Origin of the sequence: Actinoplanes sp. NPDC049316 (assembly GCF_040677315.1) — a bacterium.
GTDB lineage: Bacteria > Actinomycetota > Actinomycetes > Mycobacteriales > Micromonosporaceae > Actinoplanes.
Genome location: NZ_JBFAQM010000004.1, coordinates 49,775 through 61,986 on the forward strand (window position 1 = coordinate 49,775; position 12,212 = coordinate 61,986).

Below are 12,212 nucleotides of genomic sequence, written 5' to 3' on the forward strand. Positions count from 1 at the left end.
ATCCGGGACCGGAGACCACCCGTCACGCCCTCGTCAGGACCGCCATGACTCGACGCCAGCAGCCGGACCCGCCGGGTCGCCGGACGATGGGGTACGCCGGACGGCTGGTGCGCGCCCGCTGGGTCGTCGTCGCCGTCTGGGTGCTGCTGGCGCTGACCGCCAACGGTGTGCCGTCCGCCGGCGGAGGGGTCGACGGGTTCGTCTCGCCGGACAGCGCGCCGATCAAGACCGAGCTGCAGTCCTTCCAGCAGTTCGGGTTCCCGCTGCTCAGCCGCGTCGCCGTGGTGCAGCGCGACCCGGACGGGCTGTCGAATCTGACGCAGGCGGAAGCGGTGGCCCGGGCGGCCGCCGTGACCCAGCGGCAGTACGACGACGTCGGCCCGATCCTCGGGGCGATCCCGGTGCCGAACACCTTCGGCTGGTTCCCCGGAAGCCGGGAGAACGGTACGACGATCATCACCCTGCTGTTCATCCCGCCGGACGTCGGCTTCTCGGCACAGGCGCGGGCCGCACGCGACTTCGCCGACCGCCACTTCGGGCCGGAGGACGACGTCATAGGGGTCACCGGCACAGTGCCGGCCCGGGTGGAGCAGGGCACAGTTGTCGGCCGGGCACTGCCCACCGTGGAGATGGCGACGCTCGCCGCCGTCCTGCTCATCGTCACGGTGGCGTTCCGTTCGCTCGTCGCTCCCCTCATCACCCTGTTCACCGCCGGTGTGGCCATCCGGGTGACGCTCCAGGTGGCCGCGATGGCGGGCGCGGCGCTGAAGGTGAACATCCCGAGCGAGGTGGAGCCGCTGCTGGTCGCCCTGTTACTGGGTGTCGTCACCGACTACGTGGTGTTCTACCTGTTCGCAATGCGCGCCGAGCTCGGCCGTCACGGCGACCGGTTGGAGGCGGCGCGCCGGGCGACCCGCCGGACGACGCCCATCATCGCCGTCGCCGGTGTCACGGTGGCCTGTGGCACGGGCGTACTGGTCGTCGCCGAGTCGGCCCTGTTCCGTGCGTTCGGACCGGGCATGGCACTCGCCGTCCTCGTCGGGGTCGTGGTCGCCACGACGCTGGTGCCCGCTCTGCTCGCGATCCTCGGCCCGGTGGCGCTCTGGCCGGGAGGGCACAGGGCGATCCAGGACGCCGCCGCACGGCGCGGCCTCGAGCGGCGTCACCGCCGGATGCGCCGGCTCGTACGGCCCGGCACTGCCCTGGCGGTGTTGCTGACCGGCCTCACCGGGCTCGCCCTGGCGGCCGTACCGGTGCGCCACATGGGCATCGGCCTGTCGTTCGTGCCCTCGCTCCCCGCCGGTAACGAGGTCCGCCAGGCGGCATCAGCGGCCCGCCAGGGGTTCGCCGACGGCATCGTCTCCCCCACGGTGCTCCTGGTGCAGGGCAAGGACGTCGTCGAGCGGCGTGACGCCCTGGCGGCACTGCAGAAGACGATCGCCGGCCGCCCCGGTGTGGCGGGCGTCGTGGGTCCTGCCGACCAGGTCGCCCCGCAGGCCGCCGGCCTGGTGCTGTCCCGCGACGGCGACGCGGCCCGGTACCTGATCGTGCTCGGCACCGCGCCCCTGGGTGCCACCGCGATCGACACGCTGACGGCCCTGCGGACGGATCTGCCCGCGCTGATGCGCTCCGCGGGGCTCGACGGCGTCACGTTCGGCATCGCCGGGGACACCGCCATCGGCGAGATGGTGGTCAGGCAGACGCTGGACGACCTCGAACGCATCGTGGTGGCCACACTCCTGGTCAACCTGCTGATGGTGATGCTCTTCCTCCGGGCGCTGGTGGCTCCCGTGCTCCTGCTCGGACTGAACGTGCTCGCCCTCGGCTCGACCCTGGGCATCACGACGTGGCTGTTCGACACGGTCCTGGGCCACGACGGGCTGACGTTCTACGTACCGTTCGCCGCGGCGGTCCTGCTCGTCGCCCTCGGCTCGGACTACACGATCTTCACCGTGGGACACGTGTGGCAGGAAGCGCGCCGCCGGCCGCTGCGTGAAGCGCTCGTGGTGGTCGTCCCACCCTCGTCGCGCACGGTGACCACCGCCGCGGTCACCCTGGCGGCGAGCTTCGCCCTGCTGGCCGTCGTACCGTTGCGACCGTTCCGGGAGATCGCGTTCGCCATGTCGCTCGGTGTGCTCCTCGATGCGGTGCTGGTGAGATCCCTGCTGGTCCCGGCCCTGCTGGCGTTGCTGGGCCGGGCCAGCGGGTGGCCGAACCGGCTGCGGTGACGCGGGCGACCGGGCCGTCCGGCCTCAGTGGGTCATCGCTCGCCGGCCGCGGACCACGCCGGCGGCGGCCAGGACTCCGGCGGCCGCACCGGCGAGGGCCAGCCGATGCATGGAGGCCCACGACCAAGCATCCCGGGACTTCGCCTTCGCATCGAACATGCCGTGCGCACCACGGTCCGCGTCCTCGTCGCGCGGCTCGAAGACGTTGCTGCCATAGCGCGGACCGCCGGCGTTGGTGAGCTGGCCCTGGACCGTCTTGCGGGCCATGTACCAGTCGAGGAACCACGGGGCGACCCGGTTGCCCAGAATCGTGTACGCCGTGGAGAAGCCGACCCACATGGTGCGCCGGGGATGCTCGGCGAGGAACCGGACGGCGCGCGCGGCGAGCTCCGGCTGGAACACCGGCGCGACCGGCTGCGGATGCTCGTCGAAGCCGGTGGCGTTCCAGTCGAACTGGACCGTGTTGACCCCGGGCAGCTGCACCATGCCGACTCGTACCGCGCTGCCGCAGTGCTTCAACTCGGTGATCACACTCTCGGTGAAGCCTTTGACGGCGTGCTTCGCACCGCAGTACGCCGACTGCAGCGGGATACCGCGAAAGGCCAGCGCGCTGCCCACCTGGACGATGACACCCCGGTCACGGGGACGCATGTGCTCGAGCGCCACCCGGGTGCCGTGCACCTGCCCGAGGTACGTGACCTCCGTGATCCGCCGGTACTCGTCCTCGGGAATGTCCCAGAAGTAGCGCAGGTCGCCCGAGAACGCGTCGTTGACCCACAGCTCGATCGCGCCGAGCTCCCGCTCCACCCGGGCCGCCGCCGACCGGACCTGCTCGAGGTCGGCCACATCGGCCGCAACGGCGAGGCCACGCCCGCCCGCCGCCTCGACGTCCTTGACGGCACCGCGCAGGCCGGCCTCACCCCGGGCCAGCACCGCCACGTCCCACCCGTGTCCCGCGAGCTCACGGACGACCGCCCGCCCGACACCCGCGCTTGCGCCGGTCACCACAGCAATACGACGTCCTGTCACGACATCTCCCTCCATCTCGCTGCTCGTGGAACTGCGGCTACCCCGTTGCACACCGCCGCACACGACCGCCGTTTCCGCATACGGCGTCCGGGTACGGGCACCGCGTACCGCCGAGCCGGACAGGAGGTGATCTCGTTGCGGATCCTGGCAGGCCGCTACCGGCTGACCAGGCCGATCGGCAGGGGTGGCATGGCACAGGTCTGGCGGGCCGACGATCTCGTCCTGCGCCGGACGGTGGCCGTCAAGATGCTGTCCCCGGCCGTGATCGCCGACGGTGTGCCGCCGGAGGCCATCCGCCGGGAGGCTCAGTCGGCGGCGCAGCTCTCCCACCCGCACATCGCGGCCGTGTACGACTACGGCGAAGCCTCCGACGACGACGGACGGCACCCGTTCATCGTCATGGAGTTCGTCGCCGGGCCCACCCTGGCGGCGCGGATCGGGCAGGACGGGCCGCTGGACTGGCGCACGGCCGTGAGACTGTGCGCCCAGGTCGCGGGCGCTCTCGACGCGGCGCACGGCGCCGGTGTGGTGCACCGTGACGTGAAGCCGGGAAACGTCATGCTGGCGCCGACCGGCGCCAAGGTGGTCGACTTCGGCGTCGCCACCGCCGCCGGGCAGCAGCCGGCCGACCCGGCGGGCCGCATCTGGGGCACGCCGGCCTACCTGCCACCCGAACAACTCCGGCGCGGCGACGCGCTGCCGGCCGGCGATGTGTACGCCCTCGGCCTGCTGTTGTTCGAATGCCTTGCCGGCAGTCCGCCGTGGCAGCTGGGCGGCGTCGACGACATTCTCGCCCGGCGCCGCCGCAATCCCGTGCCGGAGCTGCCGCGTTCCTCGCACCTCCCGGCCGGCGTCGTCCAGCTCTACCGTCGCTGCCTGGCCGCCGTCCCCGCAGACCGGCCGTCCGCGGCCGAGGCTGCCGCTGTGCTCGACCGTGCCCCGGGGCGACGGCCGGCGGTGCGACGGGGCGTACCGGACACGTCCGGTGTCCCGGAGGCCGTCGCACCGACCCGGCCGCACCGAACCCGCGCGTTCACCCGGCGGGCGGTAGTGGCGGTCACCGCCTCGGCGGCGGCGGCCGGGCTGCTCGCCGTCCAGCTACCCGGATCGGGCTCACCCCGGGATGTGGCCCAGGCGGAGGTTCCCGCCGAGGAGCCGCAGGAGAGGGCCGGGGCCTGCGCCGCCGAGTACCTCAGCCGGCGCGACGGCGACGGCTCGTTCACCGCTCGCCTCGCCATGACCAACACCGGTGCCCGGACGCTGCGCGACTGGACGCTCCAGTTCGACGTCCCCGACGGCCAACAGGTCACCGATGTCACGGCCGGCGACTGGGAGCAGCGGCACGGCCGCGTCAGGATCGCGGGAATGCCCTCGCTGGCGCCCGGCGCCACGGCGACCGTGTCGGTTGCGGGAGACGTCGGCCGGGCAACCGATCAGGGCCCCGCGGGCTTCGCGATCGACGGCGAGGAGTGCGGCCGCAGCATCACCCGGATCGGCTCGGCGGCGGCCACTGTTCCTGCTCAGCCCACACGCCCCCGACGCGAGTCCCGCACCACGGACGCCGTCCGGCCGCACACCGCCCGCTCAGGTCAACCGGCACGCTCCACGAGTCGATCCGCCCCGTCAGCCACCACGCGTCCCTCGCTGAGCGCACCGGCGCCGACCGCGCCCGCACCGGAACCGTCCCGCTCGCCGACCGGCAGCGGGCCGACCGGCAGCGGGCCGACCGGCAGCGAGGTGCCGAGCCGGCCCACCCGAACCTCCGTACCGGAATCCGGCACGCCCGCGACCAGCGGTCCGCCGGCCGGCCCCTCCACCTCGGCCACCGCGACCCCTTCCACCCGGATCAGTGGAACCACGAGCGACCCACCGCAGTCCGCCACACCGTCCGAGGACGGCAGGCGAGACTGAATCCCGCAGGCTCGGCAACCGGTTCCCCGACCGTCCGCGGGCGTCCCGGGGAGCGTCGCCGGGCCGCGGTTCGAGTCCGGGACGGCGGCGGCCGGCTGCGACCGGACACCGGTCTCGCGGGTGTGGTGGGGTGAGGTGATCGATGCTGCGCCGGCTGGGCGCGGCCGGCAGCCTCCCCGACCGGCGCAACGGGCACCCGCGACGAGCGCACAGGCTCCCGGCGCTGGCCGGACGTGGCCCGCAACGCGTGGTCGGCCGCCCGCCGACGGGGCCGCCGTCGCGCAGCCCGGCCCCGGCACGACAGCGCGGGGGCCGCCGGCCGCTGACGTGGTGCTTCGACTCGATGCCGCGGCGGCACAGCGGCCGGTACCGAACCCTGCGGAACGCCCCTTGCGGGCGTACCGGAGACAGCTGCGCCCGGCACCGGAGGTACACCCCGGCAGGGCAGAAGCCTCGCGACACCGGTACGGCGCAGCAGCGCGAGCAAATCCGCGGCGACGTTGACCACGCACACGCGTGCACCGGTGTGCCCGGCCGCCCGGTAGGTGTCCAGCAGCGCCCGGGCGATGGCCGGGCTGGCTTGTGGCAGCCGCCGCATGTCCACCACGAGCGTACGCGGACGGCGGTTGACCAAGATCTGGACGAGCGCGTCCCGCAGTTCGCCGAGCGGCGCGACGGCGTCCGGCGCGCTGACCGTGGCGACCAGGCACCGCTGGCGTGCCTCGTACGTGTAGATCCGCACGCCGTCGCCGTTCTCCTTGCGCGCCGGCGCCGACGGTTCCAGACACGACCTCAGATGTGCCAGGGCCTGGGCGAGCAGCCGCGAGACGCTCATCTGGGACGTGTTCAGCTCAGCGGCGATCTCGTCCTGCGTACGGTTGTCGAAGAAGTACCGGCGGACGGCGTACCTGGCCCGCTCCGGCAGTTCCTCCAGCGCGGGTTGCAGCGTGACCCGGTCGTACAGGATGTCGAAGTTCCGGTCCGGACCGCCGAGCAGATCCTGGCGCTCACACGGGTCGTCCGCCGAGCCGACCGGCCGGTTCAAGGAGTCGGCGCGGTAGGCGGACGTGCCCGCGGCCGCCGCGCGAACGTCGGATTCCGGCATCCCGAGGACTCCGGCGATCTCGGCGGTGGTCGGCGCACGGTGCAGCCGCTGCACGAGCTCGGCACGGGTACGGGTCACCTCGAGGCAGCGCTCCTGCATCTGCCGGGGCATGTGCACGCTCCAGGACCGGTCCCGGAAGTGCCGCTTGAGCTCGCCCAGGATCGTGGGGTACGCGTACCCCACGAAACTCGTACCCCGGTCGGGGTCGAAGCCGTCCACGGCCTTGACCAGGGCGAGCGCCGCCACCTGCATGAGGTCCTCGACCGGCTCGCCCCGGTCGGCGTAGCCGCGGGCCAGGTGCCGCGCCAGCGGCAGCTCGCGACGGATCACCGATTCGCGCAGCCGCCGACGGTCGGCGGCGTGGCACCCCGCTTCGCGCATCGACCTGATGGCCTCCACGGTGGCGCGGTCGCCGGCAACGGCGTCCGTAGCGACGGGCACGGCAAGCGAGGACATGGTCTCTCCCTGGAAGATCACACGGATGTCAGTGGCGGAGCGGGCGCCGGCGCGGTCCGCCGGCCGGACCGTCGGGAGCGGGGCGCACCGGCAGCGCGGTCGCTCAGCGCTCAAAGGCCGCCGAAGTGGGCCGGTGGACGGCCCGGGTGCCGGGGCTTGACACCGGCGGCGAGGAGCTTCGGGATCACGGATAACCGGCCCGCACCGGCAGAAACCCGGAACCCTTCTTCGTCATGAACCTGTCATGGGTTCGTGTGGACCCCGCGTCAGGGACAGGCGGAGTGTGGGAACCCGGGGCGGTCGTACCCCACGGCAGAAGGGAGAGACCGATGGCACCGCAATCCGCCACCTCGCTGGTCAAGCTCAGCGACAGCGACCGGGTCCTGGCCGACCCGGCCGACGACATCCGCGGCCGGAAGGTGTCCGATCCGGGTGGTGAAGAGCTGGGCAGGGTGGAGGACCTGCTGATCGACGAGGACGAGGGGAAGGTTCGCTTCCTGCGCGTCGAGCACGGCGGCATCCTGGGCTTCGGCGCGACCCCGTCGTTCGTCCCGGTCGACGCGATCACCGACATCGCCGACGAGACCGTCTTCGTCGGGGAGTCCCGGGATCGGGTGGCCGGCGCGCCGCGCTACGACCCCGACCTCGTGCAGGGCAACGAATACTTCGACCAGCTGTACGGCTACTACGGGTACATGCCGTACTGGGGAACCGGCTACCTCTACCCCGGCCTTCCCCGCCGGCGCGGCTGAGCACAGTAAGGCACTGCCGGTCAGGCCCGGGTCACGACGTCGGCGCCTTCGAAGAGGTACCGACGGCTTGCCTGGGAAGCATCACGAGGATCTTCTCCTCCTCGAACGGCGCATACGCCTGCCGGTCCGTCAGGTCGTACTGCTCCCGATATAAGTCGAAGGAGAATTTCTGCACGTTCGCATCGACCGTCACGGTCTGACCTTTCGCCGGCCCGGGCCTGCCCCGGCTCAGCACGAGCAGCGGCAGATCACCGAAATCGTCGGCGGCCATGACGAACGACGTGGGCGTGAGAACCTCTGTGACCTTGCCGGAGACCGTGACCGTCCGTCCGATCAGGTCGCGTTCTCCGACGGCGCCGGCCACTAAGGCGATGGATACCAGGCGTACTGATGACATGGTCGTCCCCCGTCGTGGAGTGGGGCGAGGCCCGGACTGGCCGGGCACGACACGTCCTTCCCGTTTCCGTCGCGCGAAACCGAGATACGGGCCCGCGTTCCGAGGACGATCGTGTGGCCAGCACCTCGCGGCCGCCGAAGGTACGCTTCGTCGGTATCCGCACGCAGAGCTCGACAAGGTCTTTCACGGACATACGGCACTGGAGGGTCATTGCGTAGCCGGGCACGGAGTGGCACCAGCGGCGGCGAAGTCGCCCGGCTGGCCGCGTCCGTGCAGCGTCTGCAGGCAGAGGTGGACGGCCTGCGCCGCGCCCAACGCGGCCGAGCCGTCATCGAGCAGGCGAAGGGCCTGCTCGTGGGCCGGCTGGGCTGCACGCCGGAGGAGGCGTTCAGCCACCTCTCCGAGATCTCGCAACGCAGCAACATGAGGGTGGCCGAGGTGGCCGCGGGTCTGCTCGGCATCGCCGCGCCGATACCGGAGCCCGCAGGGCCCTCCGACGCCGACGAGCCCTTCCTCCCGGATCGGTACGTCAGCCATCCCGCCCCCGGTGCGCCGGAGCCTGTGGAAGCGGCGCCGGTCGTGTCCCTGCTACCGGAGGAGATCACCGCCCGCTACCACCTGACCTGCGCCACGCTGGCGTCCTCGGAAGACCCCACGGGCCTGGCGGAGGTGGCGTGGTCCGAGGGTCTACGCCAGCTCGGCGTGACGGCGGTGCTGTTCGGCGTCCTCGAGCCGGACGGCGCCGTCCGCCTCGTCAGCACGTACGGATTGCCGAAGTCCCTCGCGAGCGCCTGGCAACGGGTTCCGAGCAACCTGAACGTCGCCTTCCTTCGCGCCGTGGGCGACGGACGCCCCCTCTGGATCGACCGCAAACGGGCCGCAGAGCTCGGCTACGACCTTCTGGGCGACGGTGATCTGCGGGCCTGCCTGCCCCTGCGGGACGGCGGCCGCGCCTTCGGCGTGGCTTCGATCGTCTGGGCCGAGGGCAACACACCCGAGCCGGGCCTCCGCGCTTACGTAGCCGCGATCGCGGAAGCGTGCGGACGCCGGCTCTCCCAGCTTCTGCGCGAGGGTGACGTCGTCCCGATCGTCTCACCGGCTGCGCATTGGGTGGAGGCGGTGCTGGAAACCCTCCCGGGGTCCTCCGCCCTGCTGGCGCCGGTGCGCGACCGCGACGGCCGGATCGTCGACTTCCGGTTCGACCGGTGCAGCCCGGAGGCGGTGGACGCCGCCGGGCGGACCGCCGAGCAGATCTGCGGCCGGCGGATGCTCGACCTGCACCCGTACGCGGCGACCAACGGAATCTTCGAGGGATATGTGCACGCTCTGCGGACCGGCGAGCCGTTCCGGCTGTCACCCACCGCCACCTCGGTCGTGACCAGCCACGGAAGACTGCCGGTGGTGGTCAGCACTCGAGCCACCCGATTCGGCGACGGCCTGCTCGTGCACTGGCGTTACCACGACGACGAACAACGCACCGCGGCACATCTCGAACGGCTGCAGCGGGCGGCAGACGCCGGGTGGTCGGAATGGGATCTCGTCACCGCAGAGACCACCTGGTCTGCGCAGGCCTATCAGATCCTGCACCGTGATCCGGCCCGGGGCCCGGTCAAGCTCTCCGCGCTCCCCCGCTACGTCGCCCCGCAGGAGGCCCCCTCCCTGACCGCCGCGATCCAGCGTCTGATCCGCTCGGGAGAACCGTTCGACCTGACGCTGCCGCTGCACCGCGGCGGTGCGGTGTCCTCGATCCGCATCCTCGCCGACCCGGTGATCGACGGCGACGGACGGGTGGTCGCCGTGCACGCCGGGCTGCACCGCATCAGCCCCCTCCCCGACGGCGCCCCCGCGGGCGAAGACCCCGCAGAGCCCGCTTCGGATTCGTCATAACGGGTATTCGAGGCGGCTGACGCGCACACGATCTCCGCGGACTCGGTTCGTGGAGGCGCTGCCGGAGGGGGATCATGCCGCCGCGGACAGACGCATCCGAACGGTCGAGGCCGGTCGTCCGGGCCGCTGTGACTGTCGCCGCCGTCCTCGTGCTCGCCGCGGCCGCGTACCTGCTCGTCCGGGTGCTGCTGCGGCTGGCGCCGATGACGATGGCGATCATCGCGGCGCTCCTGCTCGCAGCCCTCATCGGTCCGCTCACCGAGCGGTTCAAACGCTGGGGGCTGCCGGCAACCGTCGCCGCCCTGTCCGGTGTCATCGGACTCCTGGCATTGCTCGCCGGGGTCTCGTACCTGATCGGAAGGCGCGCCACGTCGGAGCTCGACGACTTGCGCGCCCAGGTGGTCGAGGGTCTCGACCGCCTCCGGCAGAGTGCCCTGGACACCCTCCCCGGCATCGACGACCGCCGCTTGGACGAGATCACCGCCGCTGCGGCGGACGCGGCCCGGCGCGCGCTGCCCAGCCCGGTCGCGGGTGCCACAAGTGCGGCGGAGTTCCTGGCGTCGGCGTTGCTGGCGGTTTTCCTGTTGTTCTTCTTCCTGCGCGACGGCGAGCAGATGTGGTGCTGGCTGGTGCGGCTCATCCGGTCACCGCGGGCGGAACGGGTGGACCGGGCCGGACGGTCGGGATGGCACACCCTCAGCGCGTACACCCACGGGACGGCAGCCGTCGCGGCGGTGGACGCCATCGGCATCGGAGCCGCTCTGTTCGTCCTGAAGGTGCCGCTGGCCCTGTCGCTGGCGGTGCTCACGTTCGTCTCGGCGTTCGTACCCATCGTCGGCGCGACCGTGGCCGGTGCGGCGGCGGCGCTGGTCACCCTGGTCACCAACGGCCCCCGGGACGCCCTCATCGTGATCGCCGCGGTCGTGATCGTCCAGCAGCTGGAGGGCAACCTCCTGCAGCCGCTGGTGATGCGCCGCGCCATCCGGCTGCATCCCGTGGTGACACTGCTGGCTGTCACCGCCGGCACGCTGGCCGCGGGCGTGGCGGGAGCCTTGATCGCCGTCCCGATATGCGCGGTGGTCTATCACGCGACGCTCGGCTACCGAAGCGACCGCCTCGAGGAAGAACCCCCGCACGACACGGACGCGCGGGGCCCGGACGACGAGCATGCCCCGGCGGGCGACCGTCCCGGCGAGAGCGAGACGGCCCCGAGCCCTGAACACCGGGTGACGCAGGCGCACGCCGGCCAGGCTGCCTCGCGAGGTCGGGTGTAGTACCAGGACCGGACGCGGTACGAGCGCGACATCGCGGAGGGAGACGTCAGTGCGGTGGGGTTTGGGATGGTGGGACGCCGTGACGGTGGTCGGGTCGGCCATCGGCTTGTACGTGGCATTTCTGATCATGTTGCGCATCGTCGGGCAGCGGGCGTTCGCCACCATGTCGAGCTTCGACCTGGCGGCCACCGTCGCATTCGGCGCCGTCATGGGCCGGGCCGTGCTGGGCTACACCCCGACGCTGGCCGCCGGGCTGCTGGGCATGGTCACCCTTCTGCTCCTGCAGGGTCTTTTCGGGGTCCTCCGGCGAAACCGCGGTGTCGCCTCCGCCCTCACCAATCAACCCATACTGCTCATGGCAGATGGCGAGGTGCTGCACGACCACCTCCGGATGACGCACATGGTGGAGGATGAGCTCCGGCAGCAGCTGCGGCTGTCGGGGATTCACCGGTACGACGAGGTCACCGCCGTCATCCTCGAACGAACCGGCTCCGTGAGCGTGCTCCGGCGCGGCGAGACGATCGCTCCGGAGCTGCTCAGCGATGTGCGCGGCAGCGAGCACCTCGCGGCCCGCCATGTCCGCCCCTGATGGGGGGCCCGAGCAGTACCGCCGGCAGAGGCGCCGGGCCCGGCGAGCCGCCCGGGCCCCGAGCCTGGTGAACAGCGGATCCACGCGGCCGGGCAGCCGCCGGCAGCGGATGTCTTCGCCCGTCCGGTGAAGACTCTTCCGCAGTGCTACCGCGACGAGGTTGCCTCCGGGGCCAGCGGGCAGCAGCGCGGCGCGGAACCCGTGGCGACGGAGTGGTTGGCCGTCACCGTGACCGCCGAGGTGAGCAAGGTGATCACGGATCGGTCGTTCGTGCTGACCGGCGAGGAGTACGGCGACGACTCGCTGCTCGTCCTTTCCGCACCTGGCATCGAGGCAGAGCGCGGCGAGGAAGTCACCGTGACCGGCGTGGTAGGCAAGTTCGCGTACGGCGCCTACTTCAACGACTACGACCTCGGCAGCGCGGACTCGTACGAAGACTTCGACGCAGAAGAATTCCTGGTGGCCACCGGGGGCGGCCCGGGGACCGATCCCTCCCCCTCGAAGTGAGGGGGCATCGAACACCGCTGACGCTGCCGCTGTTTCGACCACAGCGCCGCTTCGCCCGCGTGGGCATCGTGGCCGCC

At 72.1% G+C, this 12,212-nt stretch carries 10 protein-coding genes; 7 read left to right on the plus strand and 3 right to left on the minus strand.

Features of this window, described 5'->3' with window-relative positions; all coding sequences use genetic code 11:
* The first annotated feature begins 44 nt into the window (after nucleotides 1-44).
* Nucleotides 45-2,228 (plus strand): MMPL family transporter, encoded by a 2,184-nt coding sequence (locus AB0K03_RS07610; RefSeq protein WP_364681823.1) that lies wholly within the window; start codon nucleotides 45-47, stop codon nucleotides 2,226-2,228.
* A 24-nt stretch (nucleotides 2,229-2,252) separates the two neighbouring features.
* Here the strand turns inward: AB0K03_RS07610 and AB0K03_RS07615 are convergent, their stop codons facing one another.
* Nucleotides 2,253-3,272: an SDR family oxidoreductase gene (locus AB0K03_RS07615; protein WP_364681825.1), complete on the minus strand. Its 1,020-nt coding sequence runs from the start codon at nucleotides 3,270-3,272 to the stop codon at nucleotides 2,253-2,255.
* A 120-nt stretch (nucleotides 3,273-3,392) separates the two neighbouring features.
* Here AB0K03_RS07615 and AB0K03_RS07620 point away from each other — a divergent pair, with 120 nt between their 5' ends.
* A complete protein-coding gene (locus AB0K03_RS07620; RefSeq protein WP_364681827.1) occupies nucleotides 3,393-5,168 on the plus strand; it encodes a protein kinase domain-containing protein in 1,776 nt (591 codons plus the stop codon).
* Here AB0K03_RS07620 and AB0K03_RS07625 read toward each other — a convergent pair.
* A complete protein-coding gene (locus AB0K03_RS07625; RefSeq protein ID WP_364681829.1) occupies nucleotides 5,104-6,729 on the minus strand; it encodes a sigma-70 family RNA polymerase sigma factor in 1,626 nt (541 codons plus the stop codon). The two genes, AB0K03_RS07620 and AB0K03_RS07625, sit on opposite strands and share 65 nt — an antisense overlap.
* A gap of 329 nt (nucleotides 6,730-7,058) precedes the next feature.
* Between AB0K03_RS07625 and AB0K03_RS07630 the strand changes: the two genes are divergently transcribed.
* Nucleotides 7,059-7,481 (plus strand): PRC-barrel domain-containing protein, encoded by a 423-nt coding sequence (locus tag AB0K03_RS07630; RefSeq protein ID WP_364681830.1) that lies wholly within the window; start codon nucleotides 7,059-7,061, stop codon nucleotides 7,479-7,481.
* 31 nt (nucleotides 7,482-7,512) lie between these two features.
* Here the strand turns inward: AB0K03_RS07630 and AB0K03_RS07635 are convergent, their stop codons facing one another.
* Complete coding sequence (locus tag AB0K03_RS07635; protein ID WP_364681832.1) at nucleotides 7,513-7,878, minus strand: hypothetical protein; 366 nt, start codon at nucleotides 7,876-7,878, stop codon at nucleotides 7,513-7,515.
* Between the two features lie 210 nt (nucleotides 7,879-8,088).
* Between AB0K03_RS07635 and AB0K03_RS07640 the strand changes: the two genes are divergently transcribed.
* From AB0K03_RS07640 to AB0K03_RS07655, 4 genes are all read left to right on the plus strand, one after another.
* Nucleotides 8,089-9,765, plus strand: coding sequence for an ANTAR domain-containing protein (locus AB0K03_RS07640; protein WP_364681834.1), 1,677 nt, complete (start codon nucleotides 8,089-8,091; stop codon nucleotides 9,763-9,765).
* Nucleotides 9,766-9,893: 128 nt separating this feature from the next.
* The gene (locus tag AB0K03_RS07645) at nucleotides 9,894-11,039 is read left to right on the plus strand and encodes an AI-2E family transporter (protein ID WP_364681836.1); all 1,146 of its coding nucleotides are present in this window, start codon (nucleotides 9,894-9,896) and stop codon (nucleotides 11,037-11,039) included.
* A 49-nt stretch (nucleotides 11,040-11,088) separates the two neighbouring features.
* Nucleotides 11,089-11,628, plus strand: coding sequence for a YetF domain-containing protein (locus AB0K03_RS07650; RefSeq protein ID WP_364681838.1), 540 nt, complete (start codon nucleotides 11,089-11,091; stop codon nucleotides 11,626-11,628).
* A gap of 126 nt (nucleotides 11,629-11,754) precedes the next feature.
* Nucleotides 11,755-12,135, plus strand: coding sequence for a hypothetical protein (locus tag AB0K03_RS07655; RefSeq protein ID WP_364681840.1), 381 nt, complete (start codon nucleotides 11,755-11,757; stop codon nucleotides 12,133-12,135).
* Nucleotides 12,136-12,212 lie beyond the last annotated feature (77 nt).